Annotated in this window: 23 protein-coding genes; 8 read left to right on the forward strand and 15 right to left on the reverse strand. The window is 65.9% G+C overall.

Annotated elements, in window-relative coordinates:
- On the forward strand, positions 1-127 hold a 127-nt coding region (locus HQ308_RS21320), incomplete at its 5' end, for an integrase core domain-containing protein (protein ID WP_222647877.1).
- Here HQ308_RS21320 and HQ308_RS21325 read toward each other — a convergent pair.
- The 7 genes from HQ308_RS21325 to HQ308_RS21355 all read right to left on the reverse strand — a co-directional run bounded on the left by HQ308_RS21325 (position 124) and on the right by HQ308_RS21355 (position 8478).
- Positions 124-756 carry a response regulator transcription factor gene (locus HQ308_RS21325; protein WP_222640465.1) on the reverse strand — a complete coding sequence of 211 codons (633 nt, stop codon included), beginning with the start codon at positions 754-756 and terminating at the stop codon, positions 124-126. The genes HQ308_RS21320 and HQ308_RS21325 overlap by 4 nt on opposite strands.
- Positions 756-2048, reverse strand: a complete 1293-nt coding sequence (locus HQ308_RS21330; RefSeq protein ID WP_308115855.1) for a histidine kinase — start codon at positions 2046-2048, stop codon at positions 756-758. The genes HQ308_RS21325 and HQ308_RS21330 overlap by 1 nt, the downstream gene beginning before the upstream one ends.
- Complete coding sequence (locus HQ308_RS21335; RefSeq protein WP_081821461.1) at positions 2045-3283, reverse strand: iron-containing alcohol dehydrogenase; 1239 nt, start codon at positions 3281-3283, stop codon at positions 2045-2047. The genes HQ308_RS21330 and HQ308_RS21335 overlap by 4 nt, the downstream gene beginning before the upstream one ends.
- A 56-nt stretch (positions 3284-3339) precedes the next feature.
- Positions 3340-4845 (reverse strand): VWA domain-containing protein, encoded by a 1506-nt coding sequence (locus HQ308_RS21340; protein ID WP_222647834.1) that lies wholly within the window; start codon positions 4843-4845, stop codon positions 3340-3342.
- A 1-nt stretch (position 4846) separates the two neighbouring features.
- Positions 4847-5914 (reverse strand): MoxR family ATPase, encoded by a 1068-nt coding sequence (locus HQ308_RS21345; protein ID WP_222640175.1) that lies wholly within the window; start codon positions 5912-5914, stop codon positions 4847-4849.
- 31 nt (positions 5915-5945) lie between these two features.
- Positions 5946-7217, reverse strand: coding sequence for an NDMA-dependent methanol dehydrogenase (gene mdo, locus HQ308_RS21350; RefSeq protein ID WP_222640167.1), 1272 nt, complete (start codon positions 7215-7217; stop codon positions 5946-5948).
- Between the two features lie 397 nt (positions 7218-7614).
- Positions 7615-8478, reverse strand: a complete 864-nt coding sequence (locus tag HQ308_RS21355) for a LysR family transcriptional regulator (RefSeq protein ID WP_027507092.1) — start codon at positions 8476-8478, stop codon at positions 7615-7617.
- A gap of 70 nt (positions 8479-8548) precedes the next feature.
- Between HQ308_RS21355 and HQ308_RS21360 the strand changes: the two genes are divergently transcribed.
- Positions 8549-9442, forward strand: coding sequence for a DMT family transporter (locus tag HQ308_RS21360; protein ID WP_261776426.1), 894 nt, complete (start codon positions 8549-8551; stop codon positions 9440-9442).
- A gap of 97 nt (positions 9443-9539) precedes the next feature.
- Here the strand turns inward: HQ308_RS21360 and HQ308_RS21365 are convergent, their stop codons facing one another.
- Positions 9540-9977: an SRPBCC family protein gene (locus HQ308_RS21365; protein ID WP_222647835.1), complete on the reverse strand. Its 438-nt coding sequence runs from the start codon at positions 9975-9977 to the stop codon at positions 9540-9542.
- Positions 9978-10122: 145 nt separating this feature from the next.
- Between HQ308_RS21365 and HQ308_RS21370 the strand changes: the two genes are divergently transcribed.
- Both HQ308_RS21370 and HQ308_RS21375 read left to right on the forward strand, forming a co-directional pair.
- Positions 10123-11340: an oxidoreductase gene (locus HQ308_RS21370; RefSeq protein WP_222647836.1), complete on the forward strand. Its 1218-nt coding sequence runs from the start codon at positions 10123-10125 to the stop codon at positions 11338-11340.
- Between the two features lie 56 nt (positions 11341-11396).
- On the forward strand, positions 11397-12059 hold the full coding sequence (locus HQ308_RS21375; protein WP_222640156.1) for a TetR/AcrR family transcriptional regulator: 663 nt from the start codon (positions 11397-11399) through the stop codon (positions 12057-12059).
- Between the two features lie 90 nt (positions 12060-12149).
- Here the strand turns inward: HQ308_RS21375 and HQ308_RS21380 are convergent, their stop codons facing one another.
- From HQ308_RS21380 to HQ308_RS21390, 3 genes are all read right to left on the reverse strand, one after another.
- Positions 12150-12959, reverse strand: coding sequence for an SGNH/GDSL hydrolase family protein (locus HQ308_RS21380; protein WP_222647837.1), 810 nt, complete (start codon positions 12957-12959; stop codon positions 12150-12152).
- Between the two features lie 4 nt (positions 12960-12963).
- Positions 12964-13365, reverse strand: coding sequence for a nuclear transport factor 2 family protein (locus HQ308_RS21385; protein WP_222640147.1), 402 nt, complete (start codon positions 13363-13365; stop codon positions 12964-12966).
- Positions 13366-13495: 130 nt separating this feature from the next.
- Positions 13496-14050, reverse strand: a complete 555-nt coding sequence (locus HQ308_RS21390; protein WP_222647838.1) for a PadR family transcriptional regulator — start codon at positions 14048-14050, stop codon at positions 13496-13498.
- 188 nt (positions 14051-14238) lie between these two features.
- On the opposite strand from HQ308_RS21390, the gene HQ308_RS23060 reads away from it, so the two are divergent.
- Together HQ308_RS23060 and HQ308_RS21400 are read left to right on the forward strand one after the other, a co-directional pair.
- Positions 14239-14928: an ANTAR domain-containing protein gene (locus tag HQ308_RS23060; protein ID WP_222647839.1), complete on the forward strand. Its 690-nt coding sequence runs from the start codon at positions 14239-14241 to the stop codon at positions 14926-14928.
- 373 nt (positions 14929-15301) lie between these two features.
- Positions 15302-16189: a sugar phosphate isomerase/epimerase gene (locus HQ308_RS21400; protein ID WP_222647840.1), complete on the forward strand. Its 888-nt coding sequence runs from the start codon at positions 15302-15304 to the stop codon at positions 16187-16189.
- Positions 16190-16382: 193 nt separating this feature from the next.
- Here the strand turns inward: HQ308_RS21400 and HQ308_RS21405 are convergent, their stop codons facing one another.
- The 3 genes from HQ308_RS21405 to HQ308_RS21415 are packed head-to-tail and all read right to left on the reverse strand — an operon-like array spanning position 16383 to position 19156.
- Entirely contained in the window at positions 16383-16937 is a 555-nt protein-coding gene (locus HQ308_RS21405; protein ID WP_222647841.1) for a dihydrofolate reductase family protein, read from the reverse strand.
- Positions 16938-16961: 24 nt separating this feature from the next.
- Positions 16962-18527, reverse strand: a complete 1566-nt coding sequence (locus HQ308_RS21410) for a carboxylesterase/lipase family protein (protein WP_222647879.1) — start codon at positions 18525-18527, stop codon at positions 16962-16964.
- Positions 18528-18565: 38 nt separating this feature from the next.
- A complete protein-coding gene (locus HQ308_RS21415) occupies positions 18566-19156 on the reverse strand; it encodes a TetR/AcrR family transcriptional regulator (RefSeq protein ID WP_222647842.1) in 591 nt (196 codons plus the stop codon).
- Positions 19157-19410: 254 nt separating this feature from the next.
- Between HQ308_RS21415 and HQ308_RS21420 the strand changes: the two genes are divergently transcribed.
- Both HQ308_RS21420 and HQ308_RS21425 read left to right on the forward strand, forming a co-directional pair.
- Entirely contained in the window at positions 19411-20052 is a 642-nt protein-coding gene (locus HQ308_RS21420) for a GPP34 family phosphoprotein (RefSeq protein ID WP_222647843.1), read from the forward strand.
- A gap of 71 nt (positions 20053-20123) precedes the next feature.
- Positions 20124-20360: an ANTAR domain-containing protein gene (locus HQ308_RS21425; RefSeq protein WP_222647844.1), complete on the forward strand. Its 237-nt coding sequence runs from the start codon at positions 20124-20126 to the stop codon at positions 20358-20360.
- Positions 20361-20382: 22 nt separating this feature from the next.
- On the opposite strand, the gene HQ308_RS21430 is transcribed toward HQ308_RS21425, so the two are convergent.
- Positions 20383-21528, reverse strand: a complete 1146-nt coding sequence (locus HQ308_RS21430; RefSeq protein ID WP_222647845.1) for a N(5)-(carboxyethyl)ornithine synthase — start codon at positions 21526-21528, stop codon at positions 20383-20385.
- Positions 21529-21575 lie beyond the last annotated feature (47 nt).

The following is a 21575-nucleotide window of genomic DNA, read 5'->3' on the forward strand; positions in this document are numbered from 1 at the left end:
AGCCCGCGCAGCGACCTACCAGGACTGGGTCCATCACTACAATCACCACCGACCCCACACAGGCATCGACGGCAAGTCACCCATCGAGCGACTCACCGTCCACAACCTCCCCGCGAAGAACAGCTAGATCAAGCCGCCCTTGCTCGCAGCGTAGACGGCCTCTGCACGGCGACTGACGCCTAATTTGCGCATGATATTGCTGACGTGGAACTTGACTGTGGTGGCCGAGATGAACAGTTCGGTACCGATCCTGGTGTTGGACATGCCGTTCGCGAGCAGGCGCAGGACTTCGAGTTCGCGCTCGGTCAGTCTCCCGTCGGGTTCACCTCCTCGGTTCAGTGACCGCACCACGGCGGATGCACTGCGGGCGTCGAACGCGGACTCGCCGCGAGACACTGCACGGATGGCTCGCACGAGTTCCGTGGTGTCGACATCCTTGACCACGTAGCCGCGTGCGCCCGCATGAACGGCTTCGACGACGAGTCGTTCGTCGAGGAACGTGGTGAGCACGAGCAGGCCCATGGACGGATGCGACTTCGACAATTTCTGGCACAGGGTCAGACCCTCGTAATCCGAACTGGCGGAGAGCTTGAGATCCATCAGAACCACGTCAGGGGTGAGGTGAGCCGCCGTCGTGGTGGCTTCGTCGAGTGATGCCGCCTCGCCGACGATTCTCAGGTCGGGCTCACGTTCGAGGACGGAACGCAGACCCTGGCGCAGGATCGCGTGGTCGTCGACGAGAAGGATGGAGGTCATCATGCTCCGATCGGAATCGTTGCGGCGATGCGTATCCCGCCCAGGCGCGAACGTCTGACGTCGAAGGTGCCGTCGAACTCTCGTACGCGCGCCGCCATGTTCACGAGACCGCGGTGTGAGCCGCCGAGGTCGTTGGTCTCCGCGAGTCGCATCACGACGCGGAGATCGCGGGGATCGCCGTCGCCGTCGTCGTCGACTGTCAGCAGTACCGAGTGGTCGCGATACGTGAGGCGGAGTGCCGCGCGGGAGGCGTTCGAATGCACCGCCGAATTGAACAACGCTTCACCGGCGATACGAAGGACCGCGTGCTCGAGGTCGCTCGACAACTCGACAGCGTTACCGACGGTGTTCACTTTGACCTGCAATTCGTCCGGCATGTGCACGACAGCGAGTTGATCGAGCATCTCCGGGAGTGTGGACCGATCAGAGTCACCCGCGTGGTTCAGCGCGTAGATCGCTGATCGCAATTGTTCGACTGCACGCTTGGTCAGGTCTTTCGCCAGATCGAGGCGATCTCGGCGTTCCGCGTCGGGGATCTCGCTGCGGCACACCTCGATCTGCATACCGGCGGACAGCACTGCCTGGGTGACACTGTCGTGTAGTTCACGGGCGATGCGGTGCCGCTCCTCGTCCACTACCTGGTGGCGCTGGACCGCGCCGAGCTGTCGCTGCGTGGTCTCCAGTTCAGCGTTACGCACCGCGAGGTCCGCCGCGGTGCGGCGGGCATTCTGGAACAGGGCCGAGTTCTGCAGCGCCACCGCAGTTTGCGAGGCGAGGATGCTCAGGACGGCCCCGTCGGTGGCATCGAGAGTCCGATGCTCACCGGTCCACGCGGCGAACGCCCCCACAGCGCCGCCCACCGAATCGATGGGGACGAACGCGTAGTGGGGTTCTGTGACAATGCCACCCTGCACCCGCGCTCGGCGGATGTCGTCGAGGCACTTGACCACGTCGTCGGGCAGGGGAGGGCCCTCGACGTCGCCCACGAGAAACGGTGTCGCGTCGGGGCCCAGGACCAGGCGGCGAGGGCCGGCGTCCGGAAGTGCGCCGTCCGTGAGGGCGAAGACGACCCAGCGGGCGCCGAGGTGCGCGCGAGCGGCCTCGGCCACTGCACAGATCAGGGTCTCGGGCCCCTCGACCGTGCGGACGAGTGCACGCGACACCAGATCGAGGGCGTGGAAGATCCGTTCGGCCCGTTCGGCGGCTCCCCGGTATTGCGGGTAGTAGGTGCTCTTCGACGATCGCAGGCCGGTGAGGCGGGACAGGTCCGTCACCGGTTCGCGCTGAGTCACAGTGCTTTCCGGAACAGTGCTGCGATATCGCTCTGAGTGGCCGGCCGCGGATTGGTGGCCATGCAGGCGTCGCGGAGCGAGAACTCCGCGAGGCGCTCGACATCGGCGTCGGTGACGCCGATGTTCCCGAGTGTGCGGGGAACCCCGACGGCCCGCGCCAGAGTCTCGACACGATCCGCGACCGCGAACGCTGCCTCCGCGGCCGATCCGCGGGCCTCGGGGAGCCCGAGACTCGCGGCGACGGGCACGTACGGCCGGCCGTCGGCGCCTGCGTTGAAGCGGATGACATGCGGCAGAAGTATTCCGTTGATGACGCCGTGGGGGAGGTCGAGAAGACCACCCACCTGGTGACTCATCGCGTGCGCGGCTCCGAGGATGGCATTGGTGAACGCGAGTCCGCCCTCGAGGCTGGCCTGGGCCATCACGGTGCGCGCAGGAAGTCCGTCGGGGTCTGCGATCGTGTGGGCGAGAGTCTCGATGACGAGAGTGACCGCCCGGAGGGCATGGTGGTCCGTGAGGGGATTGTGGGCGAGCGAGACGAAAGCCTCGATCCCGTGCGTCAGGGCGTCCAGGCCGGTGGCCGCACTGAGCCATTCCGGCATGGTGGTGAGCAGTCGCGGATCGATGATCGTGATGTCCGGGACCAGTGCACGGCCGAGGATGGTGATCTTGGTGCCACGGTCGGTGTCCGTGACGATGCAGAACTGAGAGACATCGGCGCCGGTGCCGGCGGTGCTGGGGACCATCACGACAGGCGGGATGGGTGATTCGACCGTGTCGACGCCCTCGTAGTCGAGGATGCGACCGCCGTTCGACGCGAGGATGGCCACGCCCTTCGCCGCGTCCATGACGCTACCGCCACCGATTGCGACGAGGACGTCGCATCCGCGGTCGCGATAGACGACGTGGCCGGCCGCGATCTCGTGGTCTTTCGGGTTCGGGGTCGGGTCCGCCCACACCACCGGTGCCATGCCGTGCTCTCGTAATTCCTTCTCGATCGCCGCGACCCACCCTGCCTCGAGCAGTCCCACGTCGGTCACCAGGAACGGGCGCACTCCTCCCAGTCTCGCGACCGCGTGCGCGACCTCGCCGGTGGAACCCACCCCGAAGACGATCTCGGGGGCGTGGAACTTGACGACCCGGCCGACGGCGTTGACGTCACCGAGCGGAACGTCCAGGCCGGGAACAGTCGGGTCCGCCGAATGCGCCGAGGACGGTGCAGAGAATCCGGACATGTGATCCAGCTTACGGCGCAACGGCCTGTCGATACCTGCCCGATCGGGCAGGACCGTCACCGCAGAGCGTTGCCGAGTTCGGGTGCTCGGTCGATGAGTTGCCGAGCATCGCGGGCCACCACGACGCCGTCGCACACGTCTGCGTACTCGCGCATGGAGCACGATGCCTGGTCCCAGTACCGCTCAGATTCCGGGGTGATCCATGCCAGTCGGTGAACCCGGCGTGAGATCTCCTGAAGCCTGTCCACTCCCGCGGGGAGACCGTTGCATCGGCCGTCGCCGACGACGATGACGGACGTCCGTGATGTGATGAACGAGCCGTGGTGGGTGAGTACCTCGTCGAGCACGCGTCCGTAGTCGCTGCTGGCTTCGAGGTCCAGTTCCGGACTGGACAGCACCGTGGCGAGAGCGTCGTCGCCTGTGCTTCGAGCCAACTCGTCCGTGACGTCGACCGGTCGGTCGACGAAGGCCAACACCGTGCATCTGTTGACCCGGTGGCGCATGCTCTGCGCGAGTCGCAGGGTGAATGCGGTGATGGGCCGAACGGACAAGGAGACGTCGGCGAGTACGAGCAGTCGAACCTGTTCCGGAACGGGGGTGCGCACGATCAGATGGAACGGCACCCCATCGGTCCGCATCCCGGCGCGCACGGTCCTGCGCATGTCGAGTCTGCCGCGACCGTGTTCACGAGGTCGAGGTCTGGGCGCCCCCCTCATCCGGCGGAGTATCTCCCGGCACGCCCCGTCCACGTCGACGCGAGACAGGGCGTTCGGATCGGCCTCCGTCGCGGGTGTCGTACCCCCAGCGCTGCGCGCCAGCGCATCGACGAAGGCCTCGATGGCCTCCGCGAGTCGATCGAGCTGGGTTCGAGTCATCTCCCCCGCGTCGAGTGCGTCGCCGTAGACCGCCGCGGGATCGTAGGCGTCCAGCCAGCCCAGAATCCCGTTCGGGTCGTCCCACCGAAGAGTGCCCTGCGACACGACCGCGTCATCGGACGACAACTCACCGACCGTCGCGCTGTCGGCACGGTCCACGTCCACGGTGAACGTGACTCCGCGGCGACCCGACGCGGAATCAGCGTCCACGGACACCTGAGAGTCGCTGCTCGTGAGGCTCAGATCGTCGTCGTCCTTGTGCGGATTGAACCCCTGCTCGGCATCGGGCGTGTCGAAGTGTTCGCCCACGTCGGCGGCGCGCTCGTTGAAGTCCGCGTAGCGGGCGGTGGTGTGCTCTTCGCCGGAGACCTCCAGGTCCGTGGGCAATCCACCGGCCACCGCCGCCGCGCTCGCCGTGCGTCCTGGCTCGTCGATCGGGAGAACGGGATCGAAGAGCGCCGAGAACGCCAGGTCGAAGCCCTCCTGCTCGTGTGGGTACTTCGCGCACGTCGCGCGCAGTGCCGAGCGAAGAAGCGGTGTGTCGGAGGCGCCGATCAGGCCCAGAACCCGCCTCACCTCGATCACCTCGGCGGGCGACGCCGCGACACCGAATCGGCGGAGGAGCCGGCCGAACACGGCCGACAGAACGTCGAGTACCCGTGCCGGAGTGGCGGACGTGGTTGTCACGTCACGCCTTCTTCCCGACTCCGCCACGGTCACGTCCGCCGTGTCCGCGGAAAGCAGCGGTGGTGCTGTTGGGTGGTCGACTGGCGATGCTGGGCGGTGGACCCGAACGGTCGGCAGTGTCGTGCGGTGCAGAGGGTTCTCGTTGTCGCCGAACGAGTTCGACGTCGCTCACGTATTTCAGCAGTGCGGAGGACAGCAACTCCCTCGTGCGCTCGGTGTCGTGCTCCTTCAGGATCATCGCGGCTCGGGCTGCGTCGATGACCTCGGAGACCGACGGGCTCTTGCGCAGGGGGAGTTCCCGCATCGACCGAGCAAGGTCGACGACGTCAGCGACCACGGACTCCTCCACCTCCGGTGCACGTGAGGAGACGATCTCGCGCTCGACCTCCGCGCTCGGGAAATCGACCGCGAAGTGCAGGCAGCGCCGCTTGAGTGCGGCCGACAGTTCGCGAGTGTCGTTGGACGTCAGGATCACCCATGGATCGGTCCGCGCCCGGAACGTACCGACTTCGGGAATCGTGATCTGCTTCTCCGCCAACACCTCGAGGAGCAGCGCTTCCATCGCTTCCTCGGTGCGATCGACCTCGTCGATGAGCAGCACCACCGGCTGCTCCGAGAGGATCGCGTCGAGGAGGGGTCGGACAGCGAGGAAGCCCTCGGAGTAGAGACCGAAATCCGTGTCGGACAGCAGAGCGGACGCTGCGGCGAGATCCGGTGCGTCTGCGAGTTCGGCCCCCATGCGGTCCCGCAACATCTGGACGTGCAGCAGCTGCTTCGCGTAGTCCCACTCGTACAGCGCGCGATTGTCGTCGAGACCCTCGTAGCACTGCAGGCGGACCAGCCGACGCCCTCCCGCGAGGGCGAGCGCCTTGGCCAGTTCCGTCTTACCGACGCCGGCCGGACCTTCGAGCAACAACGGGCGATCCAGCGCGATGGCGAGGTGCACCACCACCGACAGGTCGTCGGTCGCGATGTACCCGGTCTCCCGGAGCGATGCGCGCACGTCCGCGGGCGTCGCCAGATCAGAAGTGGTCTCCTGTTGTCGAACGAAGGGTCCGGCCGTGGTCATAGTCGTGGTCCTTTCCGTGATCTTTCGTGTGTCAGTACGACGCGTTGATGGAATGACCGACGACCGGAATCATCGACTCGACCGTGACCTCGCGGGGATTGCCCGGCGTGCACCAGTCGTCCTGGATGTGCTCGGAAATGGCGAGGACGGTCTTCTCGTCTCCGGTGATGACGTCTCCGCGGCCGGTGTACTTGCCCGTGTTCATCCGGTTCTTGTCGTATAGGCGGGTGTTCACCTCTCCGAAGTTGTCCGGGATGCCGACGTCCTTCGACAGTCGAATGGCCGCCTCCACAGCAGCATCCGCGGCCTGCACGGTGGTGAGGTTGCGGGTGTCGACTCCCAGGGCGCCGGCCAGCTGCGCGTACCTTTCGTACCGGCTCGGCAGGTTGTACTCCCAGACCCGCGGAAGAGCGATGGCGTTGTTGAGTCCGTGGTGGCTGTCGAAGAAAGCGCTCACGGCATGCGAGATGGAGTGCACGATGCCGAGGCCGCCGGAGTTGAAGGCTTGCCCGGCGATGTACTGCGCGTTCATCATTCCTTCGCGGGCCTTCAGGTTCCGAGGCTCGTACACCGCTTCGCGGAGGTTCTTCGCGACCAGTTCGACGGAATACAACGCATTGCCCAGCGACGGCGCGAAGTCCAGCCGGGAGACGAAGGGCTCGCTTCCGTGGGCGAGGACGTCGAAGCCGCAGTACGCGGTGAAGTGCTGCGGGCAGGTGTAGTAGAGTAGCGGGTCGTCGATTGCGACGGTAACGATGGAGGCCTCGTCGAATGCCACCCACTTGTGGGGCTTGTCCATGTCGGAGGTGTCGGTGATGACGTAGGCCCACGAGGTCTCCGAGCCCGTACCCGCCGTCGTGGAGACAGCGATGTGCGGTGGGTTCTCCTTGTTGGTCGACTTCGAGAAGCCCTCGAACTCGTTGATGTTGCGTCCGTCGTGCGCGATGACGACGCGTGCACCCTTGGCTGCATCGTGACTCGAGCCGCCACCGACGGAGATGATGCTGTCGCACTTCTCTTTCTGGTAGAGCGCGGCGGCGTCCATGACGTTGTAGTCCTTGGGGTTGGACTCCACCTTGTCGAACAACACGACCTCGACGCCCTGGTATTCGATCTTCCCGATCAGTTCCTCGATGATCCCCGATCCCCGGAGGCCCGTCGTGACCAGAAGTGATCGCTTGAAGCCCAGGTTCTTGGCCTCGACGCCGATGATGTCGTGTGCGCCGACCCCGAGAAGGGCGCGAGGGAAGGGGTGGAACTCCTTGATCGGGAAGTCCCAGATCTGGTTGAGCTCGATGGCCATGGTCGTCTCCTGTGGTCGGCAACGGTTCGACAGTCGATGTGACTGCCATCACCATCCCTGGGGAGATCGACGGGCGGCGGACTTCCCGCTCGAACTGACCTGTTGCGCACCGAGACTGTCCTTTCGGAGAGGTCTCGATGCTGGCCGAAACGAGTGCGCACGACCAATGAAGGCCCTTGCGACGCTCCGCGTGCGCGCTGATGTGCGCTGTGTCAGCAGGACCAGGGTGTGGTAGCAGCGAATGCTACCCCTGACTGTGTGACTGAGATGCTCTGCAAGACAGCGCATTGCGACATCGCGAGTGCTCGCCCCAGCCGCTCCGCGTCGAAAGAATGTCACGCGTCACTCGTGCATGTTCCCCACAGGGTCGACATCGGGGGCGTGACGGCGCGGACGGTCACGTCGAGTAGAACGACGTGAGAGTGTCGACCAGTTCGCGCAGTCCGATCGGCGGTTCATGTCTCCACCACGCGAGATGGACCGGGATGCTCGGTCCGTCCGTGATCGGTCGGTAGGTGACCCCGGATCGGGGATGGTGCAGGGCGGTGGCTTCGGCGGTGGAGCCCACTCCTCGGCCCGCCGCGATGGTGTCGAGCCACTCGTCGACGTCGGTGGTCTCGATGAGATCCGGTACGGGGTCGGTGCCGTCGTGGGTCCAGAGCGCGGGAGTCGTCGTACCCACTCGAGGGTCGACGACGAGCGTGCGACGGCCCACCTCGGCCATGGTCAGTGTCCGCCTGCGGCGCCAGAGTGCGTCGTCGGTCGCGAACGCGGCCAGTCGTCTCTCGAGTCCGACGACGACGGTGTCGAATCGAGAGGTGTTCACCGGTGTGCGGACGACGGCGACGTCACAGAAACCTTCCGCGAGTCCGGCAGTGGGGGAGTTGTGGCGTACGAGTTGCAGTTCGATTGTCGGATGCTCGGCGGGCCACGAACGCAGGAGTGGTGTGGTGTGACGACCGACCGCGGCCCACGCGTAGCCCAGACGTAACCGTCGGCGCCTGGTGCGAGCGATGTCGTCGAGCACGTCGAGTTCGGACAGGATGCGGCGCGCCTGTGGCAGGAGTTGCAGTCCGAGAGCGGTCGGTTCGCAGCCATGAGGTGTGCGACGCAGAAGTCTTTCGCCGAGCCGGTTCTCGGTGGCGGCGATGGCGCGAGAGACGGCCGCTTGGGACACGCCGAGTTCGATGGCCGCATCCGTGAACGACCCACAGCCGGCGACAGCGACGAAGTAGACCACTTCGCGAGACGACCACGTCATAACCGCAGAGCATACCCGGAGCGTTGTATGCATTTCAGTTTTGGCTGGAGCTGTTCCTACGGTTCTCGTCATGGTGCTCAGGCAACGTCCGTCGCAGGGTTCGCGAGTTCACATGGCCGGTGCCCGGCCGGAGAACGGCAGGCGCCGATCGGTGGGCGTGACGGCCGCGCTCGCTGGATCTGCGGCCAACCAGTCCGGCGCAGCGGCGGGCGCTCTGGCTTTCCCCGCGATGGGTCCCGTGGGCGTGGTCGCCGTGCGCCAGTTGGTCACGGCGCTGGTCATGGTGTTCGTGGCGCGGCCGCGCTTCCGTTCGATGACGAGCACTCAAGTGGTGGCGGTGATGGCGCTGGCTGCGGTGTTCGGCGTCATGAATCTGAGCCTGTACCTCGCCGTCGAGCGCATCGGTCTGGGTCTGGCGGTGACGTTGGAGTTTCTCGGTCCGTTGGCTGTCGCGGTCGCCGGGTCGCGCCGCGCCCTCGACGTGCTGTGCGCCGGACTGGCCGCCGTCGGTGTCATCGCTCTCGTCGGACCGAGCGGGACCTCCGACATCGCTGGTGTCGTCGCGGCTCTCGTCGCCGCAGCGGGGTGGGCGGGCTACATCCTGCTCAATCAGCGCGTGGGAGCGCTCTTCTCGGGCTTTCGCGGAACCTCGGCTGCGGCGATTCTGTCGGCAGTCGTGTGGGCTCCGGTGGCGGTGGCGTTGTTCACGGTGAATCCGCCGTCGCCGCGATTCGTGTTGTTGGCAGCGCTGTGCGGTGTGCTCGCCTCTGTGGTGCCGTTCGCGGTGGACATGGTGAGTCTGCGGCATCTCGACGCCGGCGCCTTCGGAACGCTGGCGAGTGTGAATCCCGTCTGGGCCGCGGTAGGTGGGTGGATCGTCCTCGGGCAGGTGCTGTCTCCCTGGCAGATGCTGGCTCTGGTGCTCATCGTCGCGGCCAATGTCATCGTCTCGACCACCCGGTGATCTCCGCGCTGGTTCGTACTCGGGGCGGGCCGGATGCGTTGTGAAGGCACGTCGCGCGGTCCGCTCCCCGTGACGCGACGTGCGCCCCGATGTGACCTCAGACTGCGATCACATGTCGGGACAACCCGTCCAGTGTCTCCCGTAGCCGCTTCTCGAACGTTCCCCGCAGAGCTTTGCCCACCGGGCCGACCAGCAGCGGGCTCGTGACGTCGAGGTCGATGGTGACGGTGGTCGTGTCACCGGACGCGTCCAACCCCAGGCGCATGTGGATCTTCGAGCCGGTCGAACCCTTGCCGCGGAAGACGACCTCGCTCGGCGGCCGGAACGATTCCACCTCGAAGGTGATGGTGTCGACCAGGGCGGCCACCTTGATCTTCTCCACCATCGTCGCGCCGACCTCGATCGTGCTCGGCGGTAGCTCTTCCCAGCCGGCGTGCAGAGCGTGCCAGTGCTCGAAGGTGGTCACGTCGGAGACGGCTTCCCAGACCTTCTGCTGGGGCGCGGCGATGTTCCGGCTCACGGATGTGGGGCTCATTCGGATTCCTTTCGGATGCGGTCGACGAGGCAATCAGGCCATGTCGTTGACTCGATGTCAATATTGACACGAAGTCAACGAAACTCTACGTTCGGTGTCACAGATCGCATCTCCGCTCCTCAGGGGCCCGACCGAGAGTGACACCATGACGACACTGACCGAGTCCTCCGCACCGACCACGGGCATCGACACCGGTGCCGAGGTAGTACGACAGCTACGCGACCTGCTGCCGCAGCTGAAGTCCGGTGCCGCGGCGAACGAGCAGGCGCGCAGGTTGTCCGAGGACACGGTCGACGCCCTCCGCCGTTCCGGCGCGTTCCGGATCGCAGCGCCGGCCCGTTTCGGAGGGCTGGAGACGAACTTGCGGACGATGCTCGAGGTGTCTGCCACCATTGCCGAGGGTGACGGCGGCGCAGCGTGGGTCACCACGCTCTCCAACATCAATCACTGGGCACTCGGAATGTTCACCGAGCAAGCGCAGTCCGAGGTGTACGCGGACGGGCCGGACGTCATCATCTCCGGCGTCGTGTCGCCCACTGCCACCGCGCGACCGGTACCCGGCGGTTACTGCGTCAGCGGCCAGTGGCCGTACGCCTCGGCCAGTCTGCACGCCACGTGGTGCACCGGAGGCGTGGTGATCCTGGACGAGGACGAGACGGTGATGGATCAGGGAATGGCGCTGATCCCCCGAACCGATTACCACGTCGACGACACCTGGTACGTGACCGGAATGCGTGCATCCGGCAGCAACACCGTCGTCGCAGACGACGTGTTCGTCCCCCAACATCGGATGCTCTCGATGATGGGTGCCTTCAGCGGTTCCTATGTCTCCGAGCGCACCGATTCCGCGTTCGCCAGGTCCGCGTTCGGCCCCATGCTGGTCATGGTCCTTGTCGGACCGCAGCTCGGAATGGGTCGAGCTGCACTGGAACTGGTGCGCACCAAGGCTGCGGAAAAGTCTCTCGCCTACACCGTGTTCGAGCGCCAGGCAGACTCGGTGGCGTTTCAGATGCTCGTGGCCGAGGCGGCTCTGAAGATCGACACCGCCCACCTGCACGCTTTCCGCGCAGCCGACGATGTCGAGCGGTGGGCGGACGCGGGGGAGTATCCGGACCTCCTCTCGCGGGCCCGTGTCCGCGGCGATGCTGCGACCGCGCTGCGCAGCATCAACGAGGCGCTCAACACGTTGCTCGATGCCACCGGCGCCGGCGCCTTCGCGGAGGTGAATGCGCTGCAGCGGATCTGGCGCGACTCGAACGTCGGTGCGCGCCACGCGGTGATGCTGCCCCGAGTGTCGATCGAGACGTACGGAAAGGCTCTGCTGGGGGTCGAGCTGCACGATCACATCACCCCGATCATCTGACGATCGCGGCCGTCACCTACTCACCCCGGGTCGGCTGTTCCCGATACAGTGACGTCGTGTCGCGCCCGCCTGCCAAGATGACCGCCCGGTCCGCCCGGGCGGCGGAGACCCGCCAGCGACTCATCGACACCGCCGTCACGCTCTTCGCCGAGAACGACTACGACAAGGTCGGCGTCGGTGAGATCTCCAAGACGGCCGACGTCGCGCACGGGCTGTTGTTCCACTACTTCGGCACCAAGCGAGGCATCTACCTCGAGGCCATGCGATCGACCGCCGAGGCGATGGCGCGCGCGTTCGACGGCATCCCCGACGCAACCCCGGACAAGCAGATCCGGGCAGCGCTGACCGCACACCTGACATATCTGCGTGAACACCGTGGCCTGGCGCTGCGGATGGTTCTGGGCGGTCGAGGCGCCGATCCCGAGGCGTGGCAGGTATTCGAGAATGCCCGCACAGCAGCGCTCGTCGCCGCCGCTGCCATGCTCGGCATCGATCCCCACAACGACGCGATCAGGTTGGTCGGACGGACAGCCGTTGCCGCTGTGGACGAGACGAGTGCTCGGTGGCTGGAAGTGGAGAGTCGGTTCGACGTCGATGTCGTCGTCGACATGCTCGTCCACCTCATCGCCGGGTGCCTGAGATCTGTCCCGTTCCTCGATTCCACGGTCGACGTGGATCACGCGGTGTCCGTGCTACTCGGCGACTCCGCACCCGCGTAGCTCAGGTGGCATGGCCTGTGAGTGGCAGGATTGCCGGCGCCCCTCGACCGAACAGTGCCTCGCTTCCACATCGAAGCCGATCGCGCGTGCTCAGCTCGAAGGGTCGTCGAAGATTCCGGCTGACGCACGGTGGTGTGGTGGCTCCTGCTCCACGGCCGCGAGCACGCCGTGTGTGCCGGCCCGGTCGAGTGCGGTGACGACACCGTCGGCGAAGATTCCGTGCAACTCCGACGACGGATGAAACCCGTCGGAGGCGAACATCCGATGCGACGGTTCGAAAGCCACGTCCGACAGCAGAATTCGCGGACGTGTCGCGATGAGCTCGCTTGCAATGGCAGTGAAGTCGTCCGCTCGGCGTCCGAGCACCGTCTTCAGAGGCGCGGGAAGGGCCGGGAACTCTGCGAGTGGTGCGAGCGGAATGAACAGGATCGCCGCACGAGGGGCGGCGTCGATGACGCGATCGAGCAGTGCCGACAACTGAGCCCGCCAGGTCGCCCGTGAGTGGAGATTCTTCGTGTCGTTCACACCGACCGAGACGACCACGATGTCGGCAGCTCCGAGCACCACGTCGTCGACGAGGCCCAGAACCTCGCGTGCGGTCGCTCCGGATCTGCCGACGATCGTCCATTCGACGGGCCTGCCCGTTCGTGCGTTGATCCGCCTCGCCAGATGTCCACCCAGAGCATCGGCATGCTGATCGACTCCCACGGCCGCGGCGAGGCTGTCGCCCAGCACGACGAGCTGCACAGCCCGAGCATCGGTCCCGTCGATCCGACCGTTCAGTCCGCGTGCCGCGGGCAGGCGTGGGGTGGAGCGCCGTACCCGAATGCCTTGGGCGAGAACGATCGGAGCTCGATGTCTGCTGAGCCACGCGAGGCGCAGAACACCGGAGGCGGTCATAGTGTCACCGTGCGCTTCGCTCGACGGCGTCGGCCTTGATCTGCTCGAAGCGAGAGCCCATCGCAGCCGACAGGGCCTCCGCCGCACGCAGTGGTCGCACCATCACCATGAAGTCGACGATCCGACCTTCATCGTCGTACCGGAGAAAATCACACCCGGTCAGCGACATTCCGTCCACTGTCGCCTCGAAGACGAACGCGTGGTCTCGACCGTGTCCGTCGTGGATCTCCCGGACGTAGTGAAAGCCTTCGAGCACCTGGAGGACGGTGCGGAGTATCGCGGAGACGATGGCCTTCCCTTGATAAGGGGCGAAGGCCACGGGGCTTCGGAACACGACGTCGTCCGCCAACATGTCGTCGACGGCATCGAGATCTCGCGCGTCGATCGCCTGGCGGAAGGTCGTCATGACACCCCCTAGTCAATTTGTTGAATACTGTAGAGCGACAGTACTGCGGTGACCGCACCGTGTCCAGGGTCGTCGTTCCTGCCCGATCCGTCCGCCGGCAGCACGGGTCAGACGTTCCGTTCGCCGGGCGTCAGGTCGATCGGCCCGACAGAATGTCGCGCACGTAGACGCACCATCTGATGTTCTCCTCCTCGAAAGCAATTCCGCGTGCGAGGGTGAGGAAGTGCCCGATCCTCGCCGTGTCCGCGAGGTACTCGGCCTCGGTCTGTCCGTCGAGCATACTTTCTCGAGATTGCCCGTACTGCAACAGTTTGCGGGTCGAGGCGGCCTCCCTTGTGTCAAGGTGCGCCATGATCGCACGGACGTCGCCCACGTCCACTGCCTCGATCTGCACCAGTAGTTCGTCACGTACGGCTGTGGGCTTGGGTTCGCGAACGATGAACTGCTGCAGCGCTGCTCGTCCTTCGCAGGTGAGCCTGAACAGTCGCTTGTTCGGCCGTCGTTGCTGCTCGACCAGGCGTGCTTCGACGAGGCCATCTGCCTCCAGCTTGTCGAGTTCGCGATAAAGCTGTTGCGAGGTGCAACTCCAGAAATTGGCCACCGCGATGTCGAAGCTCTTCGTCATGTCGTACCCGGAGGACTCACCGTCGAGGAGTGCGGCGAGAATCGCGTTCCGTAGAGCCATTGCGCGATGCTACATCGGGGTAGGTGTCGAATTGAGTACTCAGCGGAATCCCGGGCGCGACGTACCGTCGCGGTCGATGTGTGAAGGCTGCCCGGCGCAGACCACCCGAGCGATGAGCGTTTCGAACCTCCCGGTCCGATCGATGGCACGATGAGAAACAGAGGCGGCTCGGAACGGGGGGCATCGGCGTGAACGACGGTGACGACGCACCACCGGGCGATGATGGTCCGTTGGGTGGACTGGCCGGTGTCGGCGACTGGGTCGATGTGTGCATCGACCTCCTCGGCGCCGACGGTGCCGCGGTGATCGTCACCTCCGCCGAGAATTCGGATGCACGTTCGCTCGTGCACGCGACGAGCGCATCGGCGACGGCGGTGGCGGATGTGCTGTACGTGCACGGGTGCGGTCCGGATCGTGCCGCGATCGACGACAACGCGGTGTGCACGATCACGTCGGGTGATCCGTTGGATCGGTTGCGTTGGCCGGCGCTCGTCGAGCAGTTGTCGTCGCTGGGCGTGGGGTGGGTGCAGGTCTATCCGATCGGTTCGGGTGATCGTGCATCGGGGACGATGCAGATGTACCGACGCACCCCACCGACGCGTCGATGGCCCGGGGAAGTCGACGTCTTCGTTTCCAAGCTGGCCCGCGTACTGGGCGACGACCTCGTCGGCCATGCCGGGATCGACGGTCTCATGCGTCACCATGTCGATCTGCAGTCTGCGAACATCGCGATCGGCATGCTGATGGCACGTCATGACCTGGCGGCAGACGAAGCCTCGGCTCTGCTGCGGGCCCGCGCTTATGCGTTGTCGATCTCGTCGGTCGAGGTGGCCCGGTGGGTCATCGACGGCGGCGACGTCACTGCCGGAACGGTCTGACACTGTTCGGATCGGCCACCACGTCGCTCTGCCCGCGTCGGGATCACGCGGGCCGTCGCGAGGGTAGATGGCTTCAGGGTCCCGACTTTCGATGGGTGACGTCGTTCGACCGAGCCTCGACGTGCCCGACAAGCTGAGTCGCCCACACTCGGTATGACGCGATCGTCCGGCCACGACCGGATCGGACCGGCAGCGCCACTTCACCTCGGCGAGGGGTTTTTGATGGGTCCACCTGCTTGATCCGACGGTATCGGAATCGGCACACTGCAGAGGAACCACTCGGCCCCGGTGTCACGTCCTGCATCCGGACCACGTCGCACCAGTCCTCATCGCGGTGGCCGCGAGGTACCCCGACGCAGACAGGATCCTGACCATGACCGGCGTACCGGAACGACGCATCGCCCCGAAGACGACGGAACTGATCGCAGCGTGTTGGACGTCGGCGGGCGATGTCCGCCCCGACGCGCCACACGCTGTGAGTCCGATTCCGATCGAGGACCGGATCACGGCGGTCTCCGGAGCCGGGTTCGCCGGCATGGGGATCGTCGCCGCGGACCTCGCGGCCATTCGCGAGGACATCGGACTACCGGCTCTGCGGAGCATGCTCGACGATTCGCCGTTGAGGTATGTCGAGATCGAACTGCTGGAACGGTGGTGGATCCCCAGAGGAGAGAACGGAAGCACCCACGACACTCGCGACCTGCTGCTGGAGGCCGCTGAGATCCTCCGGCCGACGCACATCAAGATCGGCTCGGAGAATGCGTCGCCTCGTGACCTCGAACCACTTGTCGACGCGCTACGCGTGTTGACCCGTGAGGCCGTGGAGCGCGGCACCCGCATCGCCATCGAACCGATGCCGTTCTCGATCATCTCCACCATCCCGGACGGGGCCGACCTCGCCCGCGCCACAGGAGATCCCGCGTGCGGCGTGATCGTCGATGCCTGGCACGTCTTCCGGGCCGGCACCACCCTCGACGAACTGCGATCTTCCCTGACCGGCGACGTCGTGTTCGGTGTGGAACTCGATGACGCCGACGAGCACGTCGTCGGGTCATTGTTCGACGACACGATGGACAACCGTCGACTGTGCGGTGAGGGAGTGTTTGACCTGAACGGACTGATCAGTGTTCTGCGCGGGGTCGGATACGACGGAACCTGGGGTGTGGAGATCTTGTCCGACGACTTCCGGCGCATGCCACTCGATCTCGCCCTCACCCGAGCGCACGAGAGCGCAGTCGCACTGGTGCATCCCCTGCCATGACGTCCGGTCGGCGAGGTCGATCCACTGTCGGATGATCGTGGGGAGTGCACCGCCGTCGGCGCGAATGGCTGAGCCGTCGATGGCCGAGGAGCGAGGACTTTCCGGGAACGTGAGCAGGTCGGCTACCTCTCGCGCACCGGCTACGACGTCAGATCCTCCGACGGGACGCGCTGGGCGGCCGCGAGCCCCTCGCTCATGTGATCCGTTGCGTGTCGTATCGGGTGAGAACAGTCGCGGAAGGAAAGGCGCGGAACTCCCGCAGGACGAGGTGTCGTGGGGGAGTTCCGTCGAACAGTCGCCTTCCGTGTCCCCTCGCGAACGGGTGGACGAAGAGCCTGTACTCGTCGACGAGATCTGCGCCGATCAGGGCATGGCAGAGGTCGATACTTCCCGTGCAGACGATGTCGGAGCCGTCGAGTGCGGTGATTCGTCCGATCTCCTCGACGAGCGGACCCGACAACACTGTGGTGTTCGCCCATCCCGGATCCTGCAGCGTCGAGGACACCACGTACTTCGCGACGCGGTTCAGATGTTCCGTCACGCCGGTCGTGTCATCGGTTCGAGGTGCCCAGAAATCGCGCATGCCCTCGAACGTCTTCCGTCCCACGAGAAAGCCGTCGGATGCGTCGCGCTGAGCGGCCAACGCCCTGTCCATGTCGGGATCGTGACCGGCGCGCGCGAACCAGTCATCGGTAGCTTCGATCACCCCGTCGACCGTGATGTTCTGGGTCACGACAAGTCGTCGCACGACTCGATCCTTTCTCGCGCGTGCTCAGCCACGGTCGACCGTGTCCCAGAACGCGCAGTGATGTTCGGCGCGGTGGTCGATCAGGTGTACCCCGGAGCCGGTGGCGGCATTGTCGAACTGCATGACAGTGGTCTCGATGCCGGTGGTGGCCGGCCACTCGGCACCGTCGGCAGGACCGGGTGTGCCGTTGTGGGCGAACGCAGCCCATGCCGCCACCATGGCGTCACCGAGCTCGCGTTGCCCTGGCCCCGTGAGGAGGTTCTCGCCGCCGAGATCGAACAGATACGGCAGGTCGGTGGCGTGCGCCGCGCCCTGCGGCATACCGGACGCCGACACTCCGCTGACATCGGGCGCACTGCGATCGGCGAATTCGTAGCTGTAGACCGGTGTCCCGTCGGCGGCGAGCTCACGGGCGCCACGGGAGGTCGTGCATGCCCAGGCGACATCGGTGACCAGGGTCGCCCAGGCGACGGGCGCCGACTCGTAGTCCGCCAGCGGGTACTGCGCGCCGACGGATGCAGCGTCGGCGGGGAACGATGCTCGGATCAAGGACTGGTAGTTGTCCGCCGTGACCGCCGCGGGATCGGTCAGGAGCAGGCCGCCGATGAAGGAACGATGCTCGTCCCGGTTGCCGCCGGTCAGGACGGGCACGTGAAGCCAGTCTCCGGCCTCGACGGCGAGTACGGGTTCCTGTGGGAGCAGGTCGGTGCCGTAGGCCAACGGATTGCCGAACGACGCGGCTTGCCCGAGCAGGGCATCGACGGGTCGTTCTCGCAGGCAGCCCACCGGGTCGGGGTCGGTGCACCCGAGTGCAGTGGCGACCGCTACGCCCTGTGATTCACTGTCGGACAACGGGATCAGTGACGATGACGCGGGTAGTCCGGGGAACAGGGTGCCGGGGGGCCATGCGAGACGGCAGGAACCGGAGGAGAAGATGGCGCGGTCGATCAGTCCTTCGGCGGCCGGTGAGGTGAGCGCCGCGCAGGTGGAGGTTCCACCGGCCGACTCCCCGTAGAGCGTCACCGAATCCGGGTCTCCGCCGAAGGCCGCGGCATTGTCGTTGGCCCAGCGCAGGGCGGCCAGTTGATCGGCGAGACCGAAGTTGCCGGATCCTGCCAGGCCGGGCAGTCCAAGATATCCGAGCATCCCGAGTCGGTAGTTCGCCGAGACGACGATGACGTCACCCTGGTCGGCGAGCTTTTGCGCGTCGTACTGCGAGCCGGCTCCGCTGGTGAATCCGCCACCGTGCCACCACATCAGAATCGGACGGGGCTCGGCGCTCGCGCGTGCCGGGACGGTGACGTTCAGGAACAGGCAGTCCTCGTCTGTCGAAGAGACTGCCTGCGCGGTCTCGCCGGTCTGCGGACACGGTGAGCCCGCTCGCGTGGCGTCGAGGACCTCGTCGGTGTCGGGCACCGGCTCGGGAAGGGTCCATCTGCGGTCGCCGGTGGGGGGTTGTGCATACCGCACGCCGAGATACCGGTGCGTGTTCCCGACTGCGACTCCCTGCAAGGTTCCGGTCGTGCTGTCCACCACCAGGTTCGACTCGGTGTCCGGTTCGGTCCCCGTCGAGGTGCACGCGGACACCATCAGAGTCGTGGCTGCAACGGCGGCAGTGAGTGCGCGCCTCACGGGAGCGCCCGCGTGGCGGCGTCGAGGGTGTTCACGAGTTCGTCCGCGAGAACACCGGGGTCTGCTCCTGCTGCGGTGAGCCCGACCGCGGTGTCGAGAACGGCGCGGATGGTCAACGCCATGAGTGTCACATCGAAATCACGCATCTCGCCGGACACCTGACCTCGTCGGAGAAGATCGGCGACGGACATCATCTCGGTCGCGTGCTCGGGTCGCTCGTCCCGTCGCAGGCTGTCCTCGGTGCGGCTGGTGTAGATCGCCGTGAGAGCTCGAAGATGAATCGGGTGGCGGGCGTAGAAGGCGATGCTGCTCCGGACGAACGACGCCAGCCCGCGTCGCGGGGACGGGGCGGACTCGGTGTCGGGCTGCACTTCACGGCGGCCCAGATCGTAGATCTCGTCGACTGCGGCCTCGAACAGCTCTCGTCGCCCGCCCGGGAAGTGGTAGTTCACCACCCCACGGCTGACACCGGCGTGCTCGGCGATGCGTGAGAGTGATGCTCCTTCGACGCCCAGGTCGGCGAGTGAACGAATGGCAGCCTCGACGAGCTGCGCGCGTCGTGCCGAGCGGACGAACGTCTGAGTCATGATTCGAAATCTAGTAGGTGTGACCAGAATCTGACAGTACTGTCAGGAAAATTTGGACGGAAATGATTGCCGCAGCACATCTGTTCGACCATCGTGCGAACTCCTCCGCACCTACTCATCAGTGGTCGATCAACGTGGACATTGGGTTTTCCTAACAAAAACTATTGATAGGAGAACGTATCGTTGTTAGCGTGGTGTGACACGCACTGGTTTCGCGGCCGTGAAACCGGTACCGATCCACGGAGAGGCACGACGTGACCAGCACCCGACCGACCCCTCGTGAGTTGACCGTCCCGGCAGCCCTGATGACGTTGTTGCACACCGCGGACGGGCGCCCGTATCAACGTTTCGGCCCCGCCAAGTGCACCGCGTTCGCCGAACTCGCCGAACTGTCCGTCAGCAAGGTCCTCGACATCGACGGTGACCTGATTCTCGGCGCGCGGGTCGCGGTGAATGATCGCGGGTGGGTCTCCGCACTCGCCGACTCCCTGGGCCGAGCAACGGAGGCCCGGCCTGTCCAGATTCGGCACTGGCTGCGTCGGCGCTCCCGCGCCTACGCGGAGCATCGCGATCGTGCGATCGCGGACGGGGTGCTCGAACGCGGGCGGTCCCGAGTTCTCGGTGTGCCGTACCGCACCACGAGGGTGACCCCCGAGGTGCGCTACCGCGTGATCGCCGATCTCGTGAACCCGGTGTGCGACGACCCGAGAATCGACGCCCTCGCGGCGATCGTCGTGGGTGCCGACATCGTCTCCGTGCTCGACCTGACAGCGGAGGAGCGCGAGCAGGTCGCCGTCAAGGCGTCCGCTGCCGACCGCCTCGGCGCGGTGGGATTGTCGGCGCCGATGGCGGCAGCCCTGGCGACCGTCGGCTACCTGTCGCTCACCGGGAGCTGAGCGACCGTGTCCGGTCGTCGCCGAATCGACGGGGAGCTCTGCCGGGGACCGTCGACGGTTACCTCGTTGCGATGCAGACCCGAGCGGCGATCGAGCAGTACAAAGGGATCATCCAGTTCGCTCTGGGGGTGTCGGAGGAGAAGGCATTCGACCTGCTGAAGTGGCGGTCGCAGGACAGCAACGTACCTGTGCGGGCGCTGTGTGAGCAGTTGCTCCGCGACAGTGCGGGCGTCGTGTGGACCGACGAGGCGGAGCGGGACAGGTTCGGGAGATTGCTCATGACCGTGCACACCCGCGTCGGTAACTGACGGACGTTTCCGCGGCAGGTGGTCACGCCGTCGTCCGGTGCGGGTAGTCCGCGTCGCGGTTCTGGAAGGCGAGAATCGCCGGGTTGCCTATCGTCCCGTCGCGGATCTCGATCGACCGGGCAATGGTGGGGGAGGAGTTCCACGAGGACGGGCCGTCCATGACGGTGCGCAGGTAAGGCAGCAGGGCTTCGCTGATCTCCCACGTGGCGGAGTCCCACAGGTACGACGGGCTGTGGTCGACGGCGTAGTACCGGACGTTGTCGCCGACGAGGAACATCGGAGCGTCGAACGACGTGGGCCGAGCCCACTCGAATCCCATTCCCTCGTCGCAGGAGACGTCGATGACGAGTGTCCCAGGCGCCAGGGCCCGAAGGTCGTCCGTGGACAGGAACGTGAGCGGTGACGCGGTGTCCTGGAGAACGCAGTTGACGATGATGTCGTGGTCGGCGAGGAACCCGGGCAGGGGCACTCGGCCGGTGTCGGTGAGGGCGCGGTTCTCGTGCGGGTCGTGCTCGTCGACGTCGAAGTTGACGATACGCGCGGAGTGGATGGGCGAGCTGACGGCCGAGGCGCCACGCTGGGTCAGGACATCGACGTCGTGAATGCCATGGGCGTTGAGCGCCGTCACTGCGCCGCGTGCGGTGCTGCCGAATCCGATGACGGCGGCGCGGAGTCGTCGACCGTAGTCACCCGTCGATCCGGCCAGTTGGAGAGCGTGCAGCACGGAGCAGTAGCCGGCGAGTTCGTTGTTCTTGTGGAACACGTGCAGCTTGAACGACCCGCTGCTGGACCAGTGGTTCATGGCCTCGAACGCGATGAGGGTGAGTCGGCGGTCGATGGCTGTCTGGGTGACTTTCTCGTCCTGAACGCAATGCGGCCATCCCCACAGTGTCTGCCCGACGCGCATTCCCGCGAGGTCGGAGACCTGCGGCTTGGGAAGAAGGAGCACGTCGCATTCGGCCACGAGGTCGTCTCTCGATCGAAGTCCTGCGACCAGACCGGACAGATCGTCGTCCGAGACGCCGTACGGGGCCCCGTATCCCTTCTCGAGAAATATGCGCTCTCGCAGGTCCGTGTCGATGCGCTCGAGGTGCCGGGGGTGGATCGGGAGGCGACGTTCGCTGGGTTTGCTGGAGAGTGACGTGACGCCGAGGGTGAGCTGCTGCACGGGTGCCCTTCCGGTTGCAGTATTCGGTTGTCGGAGAACGAGACCGG

The organism is Rhodococcus sp. BP-241, from assembly GCF_019836145.1.
Taxonomy (GTDB): domain Bacteria; phylum Actinomycetota; class Actinomycetes; order Mycobacteriales; family Mycobacteriaceae; genus Rhodococcoides.